Raw genomic sequence first — 17,265 nt, forward strand, 5'->3', positions numbered from 1 at the left:
GGCTTTTCTCCGGCAGATTGAGACGAGGCTTAACGGGTGATACACCGATGTGCTTATAAAGTAGCCCGCTCAATTTTCCTCGTCATTCAGGGAATGAACATCATGAAAAAAAGCCAGCTGGCGCTGCTGATTGGTACCTTATGCCTTAGCGGTTCACCCTATGCCGGGATTATGCGCCATGACATTGACGTGCAGGAATACCGCGATTTTGCCGAAAACCGGGGCAAATATGCTATCAGTGCCACCGATATTCCCCTCTATCGCAAAGATGGCAGCTTTGACGGCTATGTACTGGACGTGCCGATGCCGGACTTCAGTATGGTCAGCGACGAGGGTTTCAGCTCATTTATCGCACCATCTTTTGTCACAGGCGCCAAACATATTCGATATGTCCTGTCGCTGAACTTAGGCAACAAAGCCAGGTTCGCGCCGACTTACCGCGGCATTAACTATAACGATGATCCTTCTAGAGATTTTCACTTGCCGCGGGTGAATAAGGTAATTGTTGAAAGCGCGCCTACCCCATATATCACCGAAGAAGACTTTCTGGCAAATCGCAGTCGTTATACCGTATATGCACGCCTGGGTGCCGGTTATCAGCAAATTGATGATCCCGAAACCGGTAAATTGATACCCATCGATGGGGCCTACGTCTATAACACTGGTGGAACCTTCAAACCCGAAGCCATTACAACTTTCTATCATTACTACATAAAGTGGCGAACCTTCGCGCCAGATAATCCGGCATTTTCTCCGTTGAGCATTGGTACCCGTCCGGGTGATAGCGGTAGTCCGATATTTGCCTGGGACAGTATCGACAAGCGCTGGATACAACTCGGCGTCCATTCTAACATTTATGGTGGTGGCACCACCTACAAGCATTTCGCTGGCAGTACCTTAATTAATGTGAAGTATGTGCAGGAGGTAATGGATTCCGTCAGGGATGCTGATGTTGAAGACAGCGGCGGCACTACCCTCGAATGGCGCGGTGACAGCATTACGCAGGATGGCAAAAGCTGGCAATGGCACGGGCTTGATCAGGCTCAGGCAGAAACCGCACCCGCCAGCGCCAGCAATGAACAGCTCAACGCCACCAAAGATCTGCGCTTCAACGGCGAAGGCGGCATCATCGAGCTGGCGCAGTCGGTCAATCTCGGTGCCGGCCGCCTGCATTTTTCCAATGACTACATCCTGCGCGGCGCAGGCGACAGCAACTTCAGCTGGGCTGGCGGCGGCGTAGAGGTCGACAAGGACAAAACCGTGCTGTGGCAGGTTAACGGCCTGCAGGATGATGCGCTGCACAAAATCGGCGCCGGCACGCTGCACGTTAACGCCAGCGGCATCAATCCCGGCGCGCTTAACGTTGGCGACGGCACGGTCATCCTCGACCAGCAGGCCGACGCGCAGGGGCGTAAACAGGCGTTCTCCACCGTCACCCTGTTCAGCGGCCGCCCGACCGTGGTACTCAACAGCGCCGATCAGTTAAGCACCGACAACATCCGCTTCGGCTATCGCGGCGGTACGCTAGACGTTAACGGCCTCGATTTGACCTTCGACGATATCCTGCACAACGACAGTGGCGCGCGCATCGTTAACCGCAGCCAGACGCTGGCGCATCTCGATCTCACCGGCGATAACCGCCTGTTCCTCGGCGAGCTGGGCGAAGCGGACTCACGCGATAACCTCAACGTGACCACCCATCAGCGCTGGCAGCTGGCCGGCGGCGCGCAGCTTAATCAGCTGGCGGTGGCCGACGGTGTGCTGACGCTGAGCGGCGAACAGGTGGAACACGCCGGGAAGGTGTTCTTTGCCAATGACTGGCAGGACAAAACGTATCACATCAACCAGCTGCAGGTGGCGCAGGACGCCGCGCTAACCGTCGCTGAGCACGCCCACGTTACCGGCGATATCACGCTGGCCGATGAGGCCACGCTTAACGTGCTGGGGCGATCCACGCTGGCCGGCGACATCAACCTGAGCGGCACCGCTTCCAGCCTGATTGCCGATATCGCGCAGTACGTCAGCACGCTGGGCGAGCTGGCTTCCACCATCAGCGCCAATATCAGTGGCCAGGGCCGCATAATTAAAAGCGGTGACGGCCGGCTGACGCTGAGCGGTGACGTCAGTAACCAGCAGGGCATTGAAGTGCAGCAGGGCGAGCTGGAAGTGAGCGGCCGGCTGCACACGCCGCTGAACATGGCCACCGGCACGCTGCTCTCCGGCGGCGGCGTCATCAATCATGCCAGCCTCGCCGATAACGTCACGCTGGCACCGGGCTGGAACAATGCGCCGGACAGCTGGTCAGCCATGCGCCTTGGCGATCTGCACCACGGGCGCGACACGGCGCTGGTGCTGAACTCCGCGTTCCGCAATAACGCCAGCGATCGCCTGCTGATCGATGGCGATCTGCAACAGCCGGACGATGCGCCGCTGTGGCTGACGGTAAAACCGCAGGCCAGCTGGATCGATAGCGATCGCAACCACAACGGCGCAGCGGATAACAATGAAGGTGTGTCGCTGGTGCAGGTCGGTGGCCAGGCGCACGCCGACAGCGTCCAGCTGGCCGGCAGCTATGTGGCGCGCGGCGCCTGGGCTTACGGTCTGTACGCCTTTGCACCGGGCCGCGCCAGTGGCGATGAGCGTCTGGTGGCGGGCGAAGGGGATCAGTTCTGGGATTACCGCCTGCAAAACATTCTGCTGGCGGAAGGGGATAACCGCGAACCTTACCTGCCGGAGCCGGAGCCTGAACCGCAGCCCGAGCCTGAACCGCAACCCGAGCCAGAACCGCAGCCGGAACCGGAAAATCCGCAGGTGCCGCAGCCAGAGCCAAAACCGGAGCCGGGCAAGGTGCGCGCGGCAGTGATTCCGCAGGTGCCGGCCTACATCTCGCTGCCTGCCGCCTTCCACAGCGTGACGCACAATCTGCAAGCGCTGTTCAGCAGCAGCGCGCAGCAGGCGGGCGCAGAGGGCCGTCCGGATCTGTTTGTGTCCGGCTACACCGGCGACGACCGCTATCACAGCGCGGGCGGCTTTATGGATTACGGCTACGATTTTCACAGCCGCTATCAGGGCTGGATGATTGGCAGCCGCTTCCCGCTGCAGTCCGCGCTGGCGCTGAGCGTCGGCGTCAATAAAGGCAACCTGAGCATCACGCCGGAAGCGCGCGACGGCAACAGTCACGCCCGCATCGATACGCTGGGCGCCAGTGCGCTACTGAGCTGGCAGCCCGATCAGGGTCTGCAGCTGGCCGTGCCGGCTGGCGTGATGCAGTATCGCGGCAGCGTCAGCACGGATCTGCGCGGTAACGTGACGCAGCTGAAAGCGCGCAGCGCAAACCTCGGGCTCGACAGCGGCTGGCGCTGGCAGTCCGGCGCGCATGCGCTAACGCCGGTGGCCGGTGTGAATGCGCAGTGGCTCGATATCAATGATTTCACCGACAGCGACGGCGCACAGGTGAGCTACGATAATCCGCTGCAATGGCAGCTCTCCGGCGGCGTAAAATACGACTTCCGCCTCAACGAGAAGCTGAAGCTGGGCGCGGAAACGCGCTACGTGCAGCGCATCAGCCAGCGCGATGGGGTGGCGATTGGTGACGGCCAGCAGGCGGCGCGCTTCGCCACCGGACGCGGCGGCAACAGCCTGCAGTACAGCGGTTACGCCGGCTGGCAGGTGCTGGATAATCTGGAGCTTAACACCCAGCTTCAGGGCCAGCAGCGCCTGACGCAGGAAGGCATCAGCGACTGGAATCTGCAGGCCGGTGTGAAAATCAGTTTTTAATCGCGGCTCTCATCACGCATCAGCCCGGGACATGTCTTACCGGGCTTTTTTATGCTTTTCTGAAAAAAAACCAGACAAAACTTAATTGCCACGTTAGTCGGTCGCTTTAGGTTTGCGATTCTCGCTATTTTCATCCATGGAAGAGAATATGAAACTTACCCCGCTGACGCTGGTGATCAGTACGTTCTGTTATAGCCTTCCTGCATTCGCTGATGAGCGCTACCCTGCATTTTCACCCTTACAAAATAATAACGTTAACGCTGCGAATATTCCGCATCCACCGGAATCCTTTCATGGTCCATCAACCCAGGAAATCCCTGAGCTGCCGCTGCTTGCGCAGGCCAGCCGCCAGACCGGCGAAGGGATTAAACAGCTTGGGAAAATGATCGCCCGCGGCTCGTGGTTTGATGAGATCAATCCGGCAACCTCGGGCCTGGTGAGAAGCAGCGTGCTGGCCGGCAATAACAGCCATCACTTGTGGTATTACCGGTTACAGACCATGGTCCTGACCGGGGAGAAAGATGAAGGATTGCCGAATATTAATAATCCCGGTGTCGTGGCTCCGATACCCGACCCCGGTAAAGGCGAAGCTGTCATATTGCCGCCGCCACCGCCGCCTGAGCCGGAACCGCCACAGCTTACACCCGCGCCACAAATCCCGACCTATCTCGCCCTGCCCAACATGCTGTATGCTCTCAACGACACCATGCAAACCCGCTTCCACTTCGCTGCCCGGCAGATGAGCCTGGATGATCATCACAACCTGTTTGTGTATGGCTATAGCGGCGGCGAGCGCTATCGCAGTGCGCAGGGTGATAGCGATGCCACCAGCCGCTATCAGGGCTGGATGCTGGGTGCACGCTGGACGCCAGAAGCGGAACAGAGCCCGCTGGCCTTCAGTGCGGGCGTGCATAAAGGCGTGATGACTATGCTGTCGGATACGCCGGCGGGGCGCAGCCAGCTGCGTATGCAAACCCAGGGCATTAATGCGCTGATTGGCATTCAGCCGCCTGAGGGCTGGCAGCTGGAGATACCGCTGGGGCTGACGCATTATCGCGGCACTTTACGCCATGAAACCCAGGGGGAAGTGGCGCGGATCAGCGCCGTTAGCGGAAATATCGGCGCAGAAGCGGGCTGGCGCTGGCAGCAGGATGCGCATAGCCTGATGCCGCTGGCCGCAGCCGGTGTGCAGTGGCTGCATATTGCGGATTTCACCGAGCAACAGGGTGCACAGGTGAACTATCAGCTGGCGCCGCAGTTCAGCCTGGCTGGCGGTGTGAAGTATGACTATCAGCCGCTGTCGTCAGTGAATCTTGGGCTGGACGCGCGTTATGTCTGGCACAGCGGCAGGCAGAATACGCTGGATGCCGGCGATATGCGCGGATTACCGATTGAGCGCGCCCGCCACAGCGCCCAGCTGGGCGGTTACGTCAGCTGGCAGCTGCATGAAAACGTGGAGGTCGGCACGCAGTTGCAGGTGCAGCAGCGGCTGGATCGCCCCGGCGTGAGCGACTGGAATGTGCTGAGTGGCGTGAAAGTGGCGTTTTAAATTAATAATAAGGAAAGGGGTGGTGAATGGCTGGCGATGGGTGGTTTGGTCGCCATAAATGGCGCCCCTACAACGATGCGGGACAGGTTTTGTCGTCAGGCGTATTCATGCGCATCTGTGGCAAGGTTGCACAGTACCGTAGGGTGCGCATTCATGCGCACCGGTGTGAATCGGTGGATAGATTCATGCACGTCTGTAATAAGGTTGTAGAGCATCGTAGGGTGCGCATTCATGCGCACCGGCGTGAAGATGAAAATGTTTGCTTTGATAAACGTCATTGCGCAATAAATTGCGCCGCTACCACTCGTGCGGTTATCAGCGGCATCACATGGAAGAGATATCTGCGCGAGAAATCGCGCCATCATGATTTATTGCGGATGCGATTTCTGCATTATCCAGTCGCACAAACCGTAGCGGCGCGATTTATCGCGCATTTCAATGACCGCACCGCGCCATCACGACGCCTGCAAATAATGCACTACCGACTGGTTCAGCGTATCCAGTTTCTCTTCCAGCAGGAGAAGCCCTTCGCGGATGACCTCCTGATCTTCAGCGCTTTGGCAGGCGCGCTCGATCTGCCCGCACAGATCATCGATCTCCCCGGCATAAATGATCTGCGCCGATCCGCCCAGCCGATGCAGCGATGAAGCCAGCGCCGGCCAGTCCTGCGCATCAAAATGGCGCCAGCACTGCTGCATATCGTTGCGGCTCTCCTCGCCGACCTTCTCCAGCATCTTCGCCACCATCGCATCGTCGTGATACACCATGGCGCGCAGCGATTCGAGCGACAGCAGCGAATCCAGCGCCGGCACTTCGGCGGCCGGTTCGTTGCTGCTCAGCAGCTCGGCCAGCTTGTCAATTTTCAGCGGCTTAAACAGGCAGGCGTTCATGCCCGCTTCCAGACAGCGCACGCGCACGTCCGATTGCGCATTCGCCGTCAGACCAAAAATTTTCACCGCGTTGCCACTGCGGCGCAGGGTCTGCGTCAGTTCGATGCCGCTCATGCCCGGCATATTGCAGTCGGTGATAATCAGATCGAACGCCTGATGCGCCAGCAGCGCCAGCGCCTCTTCGCCGCTGCTGGCTTCGCTGATCTGCTGACCCAGCTCGCTGAGCTGGCTTCGCAGCAGCAGGCGGTTGGCCGGATGGTCGTCGACCACCAGAATATTCAGCTGCGGCAGCGCACGGCTGCGCGCCACGCGGGTTTTCTCCAGCAGCTTGCGCGCCCGGCGTGCCGGCATCATCACGTTAAGCTGAATCAGCGTGCCGCGTCCCGGCTGGCTGTTGAGGTTCATGGTACCCTGCATCTTCTCCAGCAGCTGGGCGCTAATCACCAGACCAAGACCGGTGCCGGTCTGCTTGCGCCCCTCTTCGGTCTGGGCAAACGGCTGAAACAGTTTGGCCTGGTCGACAGCGCTGATGCCCACGCCGCTGTCTTCGATCTCAATTTCCAGCTCCAGCGAGCCATCTTCCCACTCATGGCCGATCACCCGCACTTCCACGCCGCCTTCGTGGGTAAACTTGATGGCGTTATTGATGTAATTGGCGATCACCTGGCGGAAGCGCGCGGCATCGATAAACACTTCCAGCCCCGGCGGCGTGTCGCTGTGGTAGTGCAGCGTCAGATTTTTGCCGCTGGCCATGCCGTCAAACAACCGCACCACCGGCAGCACCAGTTGCTCGGTGCTGACCCACTCCGGCATCAGCTCCAGCTGACCGCTCTCAATCTTGGCCATATCGAGGATATCGCCAATCAGCCCCAGCAGCGTGTTGGCCGACTCGTAGGCGATTTGAATGGCTTCGTTATCGCGCTGTTTGCGCCCTTCCAGCTCCAGCAGGCCGATGATGGCGCTGATCGGCGTGCGGATCTCATGGCTCATGGTGGCGAGGAACGAACTCTTGGCGCGGTTGGCTTCATCCGCCACCTTTTTCTCCGCCTGCAGCGCCAGCATCAGCAGTTCGTAGGCGGTAACATCCTGCCAGCCGCAAATCAGCCCGGTGATATTGCCCTGCGCATCGCGCTGCTCCTGCGCCCAGTGGTGCACCATGCGCGCTTCGCTGCCGTTTTCGATCTCAATTTCCAGATCCTGCGCGGTATCGCCCCACAAACTGTTGTGCGCCAGCGCCACCAGTTCCGGATCGTTGACCGCTTCCGGGCTCATCAGCGGATAGAGTTTGCTGATGAGCGGCGACAGCGGATGGCGCTGATCGTAAAGCGAAAAGCTCAGGCGCTGCGCGTCAACGCCGGCAAAAAAGCGCTGAAACGCGCCGTTAGCACTGACCACGTTCCAGTTGCGATCCAGCACGTAGACCGGCGTTGGCAGGCCATTCAGCAGCGCATCACGAAAGCGCAGTTCAGCCTGCAGGTCAGCTTCTGCGCGACGGCGATGCTTCACCTCTTTGCCGCGATAGTAAACCCACGCCAGACAGGCGATCAGCAGCAGCGCGGTCAGCAGAGAGATGGCGTAAAACTGCGCGCGGTACAGCTGCCAGGTGGTGCGCGTAGTCTGCGGTGTGCCCTGCCAGCGGCTGGCAATCAGCGAGATTTCGCTCGGCTGAATGTCGGCCAGCGCTTTATCAATAATGCTCAGCAGCTCCGGCTGATCGCGGCTGACGGCAAAGCTCAGCTCCACCGGCGGCAGCGCCAGACGCGACACGATCTTCAGCGGCTGCTGCGCGTAGCGCGCCAGTAACGTGTTCACGCTCAGCTGGTTATCGATCAGCCCGGCGACCTTGCCCTCCTGCAACAGTTGCAGCGCCAGGCTGGCGTTATCCACTTCAGAAAGCTGCAGCGTGGGGAAGCGATCCAGCAGCGCCTGACGCGCCGGATTGCCTTTGACGATACTGAGCTTCATGCCGGGATAGAGCGCCTGCGGCGCATCAGGCTGGTCCGGCACCAGCAGCACCAGCGGCACCTTCAGGTAAGGTCGGGTAAAGCGCACTGCCTCCTGATGGCCGCCATCCTGCGCCACCGCCGCCAGCATCGCTACCTGATGCTGCTCCAGCTGCTGTACGCCGTCACGCCACGAATACGCCGGCACCGGGCTGAAAAACAGTCCGGTGCGCAGCTGGATCAGATGCAGCAGATCGGCGCTAATGCCCTGAAATTCACCCTGCTCATCCAGCAGCGCCAGCGGTGCAGAGAACGGATTGAACGCCACTTTCACCTGCGCATGCTGCTGCAGCCACTGCTGCTCGCGCGGCGTCAGGCTGAGCGGATCCTGCAAACGCCAGACGTCCGGCCGCTGCGTCCACTGCCGCGAAATCAGCCGATGCTGTTCGCCGGGAATGGCGGCGATGGCGGCATTCAGCGCTTTCAACAGCGGCTGATTATCGGCTTTCACCACCAGACGGCTGCCGTACAGCGCGTCTTCCGGCAAAATCGCGGCCAGCGCCAGCTGATTGACATAGCTGCGCTCAATCAAAAACGTCGCCGCCTGCAGGCTGCCGAGCGCATAGTCCGCTTCGCCACTGGCCACCGCCTCCAGCGCCGCCTGGCTGAAGGGATAACGCACGATGGTGGCGTCAGGGAAATGCTGTTTAATTTCAGGATCTGTCAGGAAATCATCGCGCATCGCCAGGCGCAGCGGTGCGTCATAGGACACTGGCTGTGAGGCCCGCCGCTCGGTAGCAATCACCACCGGCCGATTGATCAAAAAGCTGTCTGTCGCACTGAAGGCCGCAGCGTCGCGCAATTCCCGGCCCGGTGAAGTAAACAGCGCATCCGCCGCGCCGCTTTTCACCGCCGCCTGCGCCGCCGCCTGACTGGGATAACGCACCATCACCGCCTGCACGCCAAGATTACGCGCCAGCAGTTGCAGATAATCGGCGTAAATCCCTTCCACGCTGTTGCCGCTGCCCGCTGCCTCCTGATAGATCAGGTAAGGCGGCAGCTCCGGTGTCCACACCGCGATGCGCAGCTCATGTTTAATGCGCAGCCAGCGCCACTCGTCACCGCTCAACTCAATATGCATCGGTGCCAGCTTTTCACGGCTGAACAACTGAAATATCTCGGGCTGCGGCTGGGCGGCCAGCAGCGGGCTCAACAGCAGCAGAAGCAGAGTGACCAGGCGCAGCATCGCTACTCCATATGATTACGATTGGCGAAGGCAAAGAGATCGCGCAGGCTTTTGCAGTGCAATTTCTCCAGCAAACGGCCTTTGTAAGTTGAAACGGTTTTATTGCTGAGATTCATGCGGTTAGCAATGCGCATGTTATCCAGCCCCTTCAACAGATAAGTGAACACCTGAAATTCCTGCGGTGACAGCGATTCCAGCAGCTGCTTATCGGAGTGGATGTAATTCTCTTCCGCCGGCACATTAATACCGGCCAGCGGGAAGTAACCATAGCCACTTTGCGCTGCACGAATTGCGGTGATGATTTCCGGCAAATTGTCCTTTTTACTGATAAAACCATTCGCTCCGCAGCGCACACTCTGTACCGCATAAAAGTTCTGATTCTTACCTGAGACGATAATAATAATACCCGGAAAACTCTTAGCACGCAGCGCTTTAACCACTTCGATGCCGTTCAGCGAGTGAATATCAATATCCATCACCACGATATCCGGATAATGCTGGTCGATTAGCTGCAGCGCTTCATAACCATCATCGGTTTCGGCGACCATGCTATGCCCTTCTTTTTCAAGAAGAAAGCTTACCGCCATGCGGGCCATAGGATGATCGTCGACGACAATAAATTTCGCCATGTTTTATTTCCTGACGTGACCTTAAAGAGAAAAGTTAATTACCTGACTATTAGACTAATAAATTCAACCCTGAATCAACCACAATCAAATAACAAAACGTAGGTCGCGTCCTACACACCACCGATGAACATTCCCATATCCCTGTGCGTAATTTAATCGTAAGATCTGACCATCGCGAATTAATTACTCTGCGAACAATATGAGTTGTATTTAAATGTAAGGGCGTAAATATGGGAAAGGAGATTCCAGTGAAAGCAGGCAGTGATAATAAGCCGAAGAGAATCATTATTGCGCTCAGCTGCCATTTTGCGCTGACCGGTTTACGTGAGTTGTGCCAGCCGCTGACGGATTGCAGCGTACAAACGCTGCAGATTGCGCCGGAAACGGTAGCGGAAGAGTTGATGTTCAACCACGCCGATTTACTGATTACCGAACTGCCGCGTGACGCCGCCGGCCTGGCCGAGCTGCTGCTGATTCCGGAGTGGTTTAAAGGCCATACGCTGATTCTGCTGGATGAAGAGACCGAGCCAATGCGTCAGACGCTGGTGGCCGCCGGGTTCTCAACAGTGATGAGCAAAAACGATCGGGCTGAGGTACTGCAGCGCAGTATTGGCCAGCAGCTGCAGCGCAGACCGTCGCGCTACGATTACGCCGCACCGGGCCGCAATGCGCTGGCACGCGAAAAACGCGTAATGTGCGCCCTGCTGCGCGGCATGAAGCCAGCGCGCATTGCGCGTGAAATGGGCCTGCACCCGCGTGAGATCAGCCGCAGCAAGGTCAACAGCCTGGCGCGCAGCGGGTTTCCCACGCTGAACGCGATGCTGGCCTGCACCGGCCGCCGCCCGATTTAAGCAGTGGGAAAGCGCACGTCGTTAAAGCGTATATGAATTCGTAGGGTGCGCATTCATGCGCACCTGGACAGCGCAGCAACAACACGCACCAACCGTAGCGGCGCAATTCATTGCGCAATCTACTACGGTGCGGCTGGCGGATTCGCGCGATAAATCGCGCCGCTACGACACCTGCGGTCTGGAAACCGGGCATCTGAATGGCGCAGCCATAACACCGCTTCGCCACCTGCGGTCTTGAAACCGGGCACCTGAATGGCGCAGCAATAACACCGCTGCAACCGCTGCACTGAACACTCTGCCACCCGGACGGTAGAGCACTGACACTTTGCACCAACCGTAGCGGCGCAATTTATTGCGCAACTGACAGCGATGCAACAGCCAGATTCACGCAATAAACCGCACATCGCAAAGCGGTTATGAATCCGTAGGGTGCGCATTCATGCGCACCTGGACAGCGCAGCAATAACACCGCGCACCAAACAACGCGGCGAAATAATTAAACAACCATTAATTCACAAGGTAATAAAAATTACAGACCGGTCTTAATTGACACGCAACCATTAAAATATTAACCGCTGTCTCAGATGTTTTTTAATTTAATTCTTAAGACAGGGACTACAGAACACCGATGAACATTCGCATAGTGACACAGGAACTTTCGCTCTATTATAACTTCATCGCTTAGCAGCCACACCGCTAAAAGATAATAAAGCAATAATCTGATTACCTGCGCTGTTATCACTAATAGCCTGTAAGAGAAGACAGCTACATTATTTTTAAAGGACATTAACCCAGCGCACTACCGGGATAATGCCCATCGCCTTCTCCGTTTTATTTATCAGGGAAGAAGGTTATTAAACACAACGAAGGAAATAAACCATGATGAACAAAATGATGAAAACTGCCTGCGCCCTCGCTGTGCTGGCGGCCTCGGCCAACGTAATGGCCGAAAGCGTGGAACTGAAACTGATTGGCACCATTTCGCCACCATCCTGTAAGCCAACCCTGAGCGGCAGCGGCACGGTTGATTACGGCAGCATCCTGTCCGACTCGCTGAACCCAACCGGCTACACCACGCTGGCCGACAAAGAGAGCACTCTGACCATCGCATGTGATGCACCAGCCAAAGTGGCCATTCAGGCGGTAAGCGGTCGTAAAGACTCAACGGTTTCTGACGGTGCCGAAGGTACCAGCGGTGCTGCCGCACCGGTGAGCGCAGTGGGCCTGCCAGCCGGGTTTGGCGTAGTCGGTCTGGGCATCTCCAATGAGAAAAAAGTCGGCGCTTACGGCGTAGCAATCAGTGACGTTACTCTCGACAGCACCGCAGCAAAAGCTATCCAGTCTGATGACAAGCAAAGCTGGAACGACAGCAACGCCAGCTCGCTGTACAAAGCGGACGGCAGCACCAGCTATCTGAGCTGGAGTCAGGCCGGTGAGGTAGCGCCTGCCGCCTTTGAAACCATGAACGCCAAGCTGACGGTGAAAACCTATCTGAACAAAACGTCAGATCTGGATCTGTCCAAACCGGTACAGCTGGACGGTCTGACCACTATTGAGCTGGTCTATCTGTAATTAACCAGACGTTAATACGTACTGCTGACACGAAAATAATCATTCGTCTCGCTGTGGCGTAATAATTCATTCGTTCCTGTCGCTCTTGCAGCGAAAGGAAATAAAAGATTAATGGAAAAGTAATGATGAATAAAATGATCAAAACCACCTGCGCGCTGGCCGTGCTGGCTGCCTCCTGCAACGTAATGGCTGAAAGTGTTGAAATGCGTGTGACCGGAGCGGTTACGCCGATTGCATGTAAACCCGTTCTGGCTAATAACGGAATAGTTGATTTCGGTATGGTAAATGCCAACGTTTTAAGTGATGACGCCCTAACCTGGTTACCCCAAAAGGAAGTAGTATTAAATATTAGCTGTTCAGCGCCAGCAAAAATTGCCCTTCTGGCAACAAATGGTCGTCCCGGCACCACTCTTTCCGATATCGATGAAGGGGTAACCGGTGCATCTATGCCAATGGTACGTGGCAGCATCCCCACTTGGGGAGGTGTTATTGGACTTGGCAAGGATAATGAGAAGAAAATTGGCGCATTCACTCTTGTAGTAAATGACGCAGATATTGATGGTGAAACAGGTCAGAGAATCGCATCGGCAGACAGAATTGGATGGACCAATTCCAACGCCAAAAACTCATTCTTTGACGAAAAGGGTGCCATTCGTCATATATCGTGGGGTAAAGATGATATTAAAGAGCCAGCTGCGTTTAAAAATCTGACAACAACCATCAAAATATATAGCTACGTAAACAAGAAATCCGAACTGGATTTAACCAAGCCAATTAAGATTGATGGACAGGCTAACTTTGAAATGTTTTATCTTTAATCAACTCAATCATTTCCTCCAAAGGGAAAGTCACAAAAATTGAGATAAAGAACGCATTAATTTATAGGAATATACTCGTGAAAAAATACATCAAAACGCTTTGCACCCTGGCCATTCTGGCCTCCGTTAATCAGGCTAGTGCTGAAACCTTCCAGTTGGGCGTTACCGGCAATATCGCACCAACCGCTTGTACGCCTGTTATTGCCAGTAATGGCGTAGTCGATTATGGCACTATTAAAACTGAATCACTGAATAAAGATGACATTACCTGGCTGGATGAAAAAAGTGTTGACCTGAATGTCACCTGTAATGCCCCCGCTAAAATTGCGCTTTACGCGACCAGCGGTCGTAAAGGCAGTGCGTTAATTACAAATACTGAAGGTAAAACCGGCTCTGGCATCCCAATCGAACAGGGCACTTTGCCTGTTTACGCAGGTGTTGCAGGTTTCGGCATGGACGGTGACAAAAAAATTGGTGCTTATGGCATCACTTTTAACATCAATACTAAAGATGGGGCCAGGGCAAGCGGTACAATCTCAGGTGACAAAAGCAACTGGACCACTTACAACCCATACACCTTATATTCCAGATCCGGTGTTGACCAATATTTTTCTCTGCGCGACGGTTCGGATCCTGCACCAGCGGCCTTCACCACTGCCACCTTTTCATTACGTATCATGGGCTACGTTAACAAAGCTTCAGAACTCGATATTTCCAAGCCAATCAAACTCGATGGCCTGACCAATATCGAAATGGTTTATCTGTAATAACTGCTGTAATAACCCAGGCCGGAATAAACTCCGGCCTTATTCACCCACTTTATGATTCTTATATTGAATTAATAACCAAACTAGCCGGGAAACACATTATGCTGAATTTATTTACCCGCCGCACGGCATGCGCGGCCGCCCTGTTATTATCTGCCTCTCAGGCTTATGCCACCGGTATGGTACCGGAAACCTCGGTGGTGATTGTCGAGCAGGCCGACGGTGAAGGCGCACTGAATATTCAAAACACCGATCCAACGCCGGTATTACTGCTGACCACGCTGCAGGACACGCCGGACGATAAAGAACCGCTGCTGACCGTTACGCCGCCGGCGGCGCGCGTCGAGCCAGGTAAATCACAGCGCGTGCGTTTTATTCTTACCACCAAAGAGCCGCTGAAAACCGAACGCCTGAAGCGCGTGGTGGTGGAAGGCGTGCCGCCGCAGAAAAAAGACTCCAGCGAAGTCCGTATGACGGTGCGGCAGAACCTGCCGGTGATCATCCGTCCGGCCGGTCTGGCCAAAGAGATGGCACCGTGGAAACGCCTGAACTGGAAAATGCAGGGCGACCAGTTGACCGTCAGCAATGACTCACCGTACGTGGTGCGCCTGAACCAGGCGGTGCAGACGCTGCCCAACCGCAACGTCTACATGCTGCCGAACAGCTACGTGCTGCCGGGCCAGACATTTACCCTGACGGCGCAGGACGGCAAAAAAGCCGGCAATGCACAACAGGTACGCATCTCTCCGGCCACCACCTGGGGTTACAGCGTCGACACCTACGACGCGCCGCTCGCGCGCTAATGGAGTGAGCCGTGCCTGGAATTAACACGACACGACGTCTGCTGCCGCGCCCGCGCCTGCTGTGCGCGGTACTGTTCCCGGCGCTCTGCTGCTTCTCCGCTTACGGTGCTGAGGAGCTGGAGTTTGATAGCGCCGCGCTGGCCGCGCGCGGTATCGACCCGAAACTTGCGGCGCTGTTTAAAAATGCGCCACGCTTCCTGCCTGGCACGACCACGGTGGCGCTGCGCGTCAACGGCGCTGAACGCGGTCGGGTGCGCGTCACCTTCGATGAGCAGGGCGAGCCTTGTATCGATCGCACCTTCCTGAAAGCCGCCGGCCTGCTGGTGCCGCGCGGCGTCAGCGACGACGGCTGTTTTGATCTGAAAAGCGCCTGGCAGCAGGCGGAAATCAGCGCCGATCCCGGCGAAGAGCGGCTGTCGCTGCTGGTGCCACAACAGGCGCTGGCCGCGCCGGATCAGCATGATAGCTGGCAGCACGGCGGCGCCGCCGGCATGCTGAGCTACGACGCGCAATACCTCGATTCGATTGGCAAAAACGCCGGACTCAACTTTATGCAGGTCGGGCTGGAAGGCGGTTTTAACGTCAGCGACTGGATTGTGCGCAGCCGTCAGACGGTATCGCGCTTCAACGGCGAAGTCTCACTCAACCACCAGGGTGCCTATGCCCAGCGCAGCTTTACCCAGACTAAACAGGTGCTGCAGGTTGGCCAGATTAACCTGCAAAACTCGCTGTTTGGCACCGGCCAGGTGCTGGGGGTGCAACTTTTTCCTGAGCTCGGACTGGAGAAGCGCGGCGGCGCCGGGCTGGTGGAAGGCATCGCGAACAGCGCGTCAGTGGTCGAAGTGCGCCAGGCGGGCGTGCTGGTGTACAGCACCAGCGTGCCGGCCGGTCCGTTCAAACTGCAGGGTTTCTCCCTGCTCAATACCCGCAACGATTTACAGGTAACGCTCACGGATACCCAGGGCAATAAGCAGGAGTTCGTGGTGCCAGCTGCGTCGCTGCCAATGAGCAGCGGCAGCGCACCGGGCCTGTCGATTGGCGTGGGCAAAATGACGCAGCTGGCGGGCAACGCCGGTTCGCCGTGGGTGGCAACGCTGTCGCGCGGCTGGGAACTGAACGCGCGCAATATCTTTACCGCCGGCCTGATGACCACCGCGCAGTGGCGCGCCGCCGCCATCAGCCTCAACAGTCAGCCGTTCAACCGTACGCAAACCCAGCTGCAAATCACCGCCAGCCAGGATGCGCGCCACGGCGATCGCGGCGTGTCGGTGTATAGCGCAGTGAGCCAGAAAGTCAGCGAGCGCATCAGCCTGAGTCTCAACGCCTCCACCCAAAGCAAGGGTTACAGCGATATGGGCGATGCGCAGCAGGAGGAACGTCGTAAGCGTGATTACAGCAGCCGCGACCAGATCGGCGCTGGCATCAGCTGGGCCGGTGGCGATGTCGGTACTTTCTCGCTCGGCTGGGCGCGCAGCCGCACGTTCAACGGCGACAGCATCTCGTATCTGCGCGGCGGCTGGAGCAAATCGTTTGACCGTGCTTACCTCAGCCTTAACGTCGAACGCAGCGGTGGTGGACGCAACAACACACCAGAGCAGCGCGTTTATATGGCGCTCAATGTGCCATTTGGTGATTCAAAAACCGTCAGCAGCTACCTCAACCACAGCGATAAAAATGGTGCCCGCGCCGGTGCGCGTTACAACGATCGGCTGTCGCAGGATCGCAGCTGGAGTCTGTCGGCCGAACGCGACTTCCGCCAGCAGCGCGACAGCCTGAGCGCCGATATGGATATGGTGACGCCGGTCAGCCAGCTGAGCGGCAGTCTGAGCCGTTACGCGGAAGACAGCACCAGCTGGTCGCTGCGTGCCAGCGGTGGCGCAGTGGTGCACGGCGGTGGCGTCACGCTGTCGCCGTATCGCATCGGCGATACCTTCGGCATTGCCAAAGTTGGCGACGAGCGCGGCGTGCGGCTGGATACGCCAGGCGGCCCAACCTGGACGGACGGACGCGGCTACGCGGTCATTCCATCACTCAGTAGCTATCGCCGTTCTCAGGTGCAGATTGATGCACGTAGCCTGAAGAAGAACGTTGATATCGCCAACGGCGTACAGGAAACCAGCGCCGCACGCGGATCGGTGAGTTATCTGGCATACGATATCGTACGCAGCCGCCGCGTACTGGTGGACGTGAAGGATAACGTCGGCAAAGTCCTGCCGTATGGCGCCAGCGTGTTCGACGCCAAAGACAACTTCGTGACGGCAGTGGGCAGCGACGGCAGCATCTTTATTTCGGATGCCGGTGACGGTGGCCGCATGGAAGTGCAGCTGGGCGGCAAAACCATTTGCAGCTTCGACCTGAAGTTGCCCGCGAAGCCGCAGGACGCCGGACTGTTTGAAAACGCCAGCGCGCAGTGCAGCTAA

At 57.3% G+C, this 17,265-nt stretch carries 12 protein-coding genes; 9 read left to right on the top strand and 3 right to left on the bottom strand.

The genetic code is table 11. The features are described from left to right. Positions 1–102: 102 nt before the first annotated feature. Together KOL70_RS11255 and KOL70_RS11260 are read left to right on the top strand one after the other, a co-directional pair. The gene (locus KOL70_RS11255; protein WP_215480655.1) at positions 103–3,777 is read left to right on the top strand and encodes a S6 family peptidase; all 3,675 of its coding nucleotides are present in this window, start codon (positions 103–105) and stop codon (positions 3,775–3,777) included. A 148-nt stretch (positions 3,778–3,925) separates the two neighbouring features. Continuing rightward, positions 3,926–5,326 (top strand): autotransporter outer membrane beta-barrel domain-containing protein, encoded by a 1,401-nt coding sequence (locus tag KOL70_RS11260; RefSeq protein WP_215480656.1) that lies wholly within the window; start codon positions 3,926–3,928, stop codon positions 5,324–5,326. 95 nt (positions 5,327–5,421) lie between these two features. Here the strand turns inward: KOL70_RS11260 and KOL70_RS11265 are convergent, their stop codons facing one another. The 3 genes from KOL70_RS11265 to KOL70_RS11275 form a co-directional block, all read right to left on the bottom strand. After that, a complete protein-coding gene (locus KOL70_RS11265; protein WP_215480657.1) occupies positions 5,422–5,691 on the bottom strand; it encodes a hypothetical protein in 270 nt (89 codons plus the stop codon). 90 nt (positions 5,692–5,781) lie between these two features. Further along, positions 5,782–9,405: a response regulator gene (locus KOL70_RS11270; RefSeq protein ID WP_215480658.1), complete on the bottom strand. Its 3,624-nt coding sequence runs from the start codon at positions 9,403–9,405 to the stop codon at positions 5,782–5,784. Between the two features lie 2 nt (positions 9,406–9,407). Continuing rightward, positions 9,408–10,034, bottom strand: a complete 627-nt coding sequence (locus tag KOL70_RS11275) for a response regulator (protein WP_215480659.1) — start codon at positions 10,032–10,034, stop codon at positions 9,408–9,410. A gap of 248 nt (positions 10,035–10,282) precedes the next feature. Between KOL70_RS11275 and KOL70_RS11280 the strand changes: the two genes are divergently transcribed. From KOL70_RS11280 to KOL70_RS11310, 7 genes are all read left to right on the top strand, one after another. After that, positions 10,283–10,885 (top strand): hypothetical protein, encoded by a 603-nt coding sequence (locus KOL70_RS11280; protein WP_215480660.1) that lies wholly within the window; start codon positions 10,283–10,285, stop codon positions 10,883–10,885. A 55-nt stretch (positions 10,886–10,940) separates the two neighbouring features. Continuing rightward, on the top strand, positions 10,941–11,123 hold the full coding sequence (locus KOL70_RS11285) for a hypothetical protein (protein ID WP_215480661.1): 183 nt from the start codon (positions 10,941–10,943) through the stop codon (positions 11,121–11,123). Positions 11,124–11,764: 641 nt separating this feature from the next. Further along, complete coding sequence (locus KOL70_RS11290) at positions 11,765–12,457, top strand: DUF1120 domain-containing protein (RefSeq protein ID WP_215480662.1); 693 nt, start codon at positions 11,765–11,767, stop codon at positions 12,455–12,457. A gap of 122 nt (positions 12,458–12,579) precedes the next feature. Beyond that, positions 12,580–13,275 (top strand): DUF1120 domain-containing protein, encoded by a 696-nt coding sequence (locus KOL70_RS11295; RefSeq protein WP_215480663.1) that lies wholly within the window; start codon positions 12,580–12,582, stop codon positions 13,273–13,275. Between the two features lie 77 nt (positions 13,276–13,352). Further along, entirely contained in the window at positions 13,353–14,042 is a 690-nt protein-coding gene (locus KOL70_RS11300) for a DUF1120 domain-containing protein (protein WP_215480664.1), read from the top strand. Between the two features lie 101 nt (positions 14,043–14,143). Further along, a complete protein-coding gene (locus KOL70_RS11305; protein WP_211724977.1) occupies positions 14,144–14,845 on the top strand; it encodes a fimbria/pilus chaperone family protein in 702 nt (233 codons plus the stop codon). Positions 14,846–14,856: 11 nt separating this feature from the next. Next, positions 14,857–17,265 carry a fimbria/pilus outer membrane usher protein gene (locus tag KOL70_RS11310; RefSeq protein ID WP_215480665.1) on the top strand — a complete coding sequence of 803 codons (2,409 nt, stop codon included), beginning with the start codon at positions 14,857–14,859 and terminating at the stop codon, positions 17,263–17,265.

Source organism: Pantoea sp. B270, assembly GCF_018726825.1.
Classification (GTDB): domain Bacteria; phylum Pseudomonadota; class Gammaproteobacteria; order Enterobacterales; family Enterobacteriaceae; genus Pantoea; species Pantoea dispersa.

Bases quoted from the DNA above. Each gene is read 5' to 3' on its own strand.
- KOL70_RS11255 (WP_215480655.1), top strand. From the start codon at position 103: ATGAAAAAAAGCCAGCTGGCGCTGCTGATTGGTACCTTATGCCTTAGC.
- KOL70_RS11260 (WP_215480656.1), top strand. From the start codon at position 3,926: ATGAAACTTACCCCGCTGACGCTGGTGATCAGTACGTTCTGTTATAGC.
- KOL70_RS11265 (WP_215480657.1), bottom strand. From the start codon at position 5,691: ATGATGGCGCGATTTCTCGCGCAGATATCTCTTCCATGTGATGCCGCT.
- KOL70_RS11270 (WP_215480658.1), bottom strand. From the start codon at position 9,405: ATGCTGCGCCTGGTCACTCTGCTTCTGCTGCTGTTGAGCCCGCTGCTG.
- KOL70_RS11275 (WP_215480659.1), bottom strand. From the start codon at position 10,034: ATGGCGAAATTTATTGTCGTCGACGATCATCCTATGGCCCGCATGGCG.
- KOL70_RS11285 (WP_215480661.1), top strand. From the start codon at position 10,941: ATGCGCACCTGGACAGCGCAGCAACAACACGCACCAACCGTAGCGGCG.
- KOL70_RS11290 (WP_215480662.1), top strand. From the start codon at position 11,765: ATGATGAACAAAATGATGAAAACTGCCTGCGCCCTCGCTGTGCTGGCG.
- KOL70_RS11295 (WP_215480663.1), top strand. From the start codon at position 12,580: ATGATGAATAAAATGATCAAAACCACCTGCGCGCTGGCCGTGCTGGCT.
- KOL70_RS11305 (WP_211724977.1), top strand. From the start codon at position 14,144: ATGCTGAATTTATTTACCCGCCGCACGGCATGCGCGGCCGCCCTGTTA.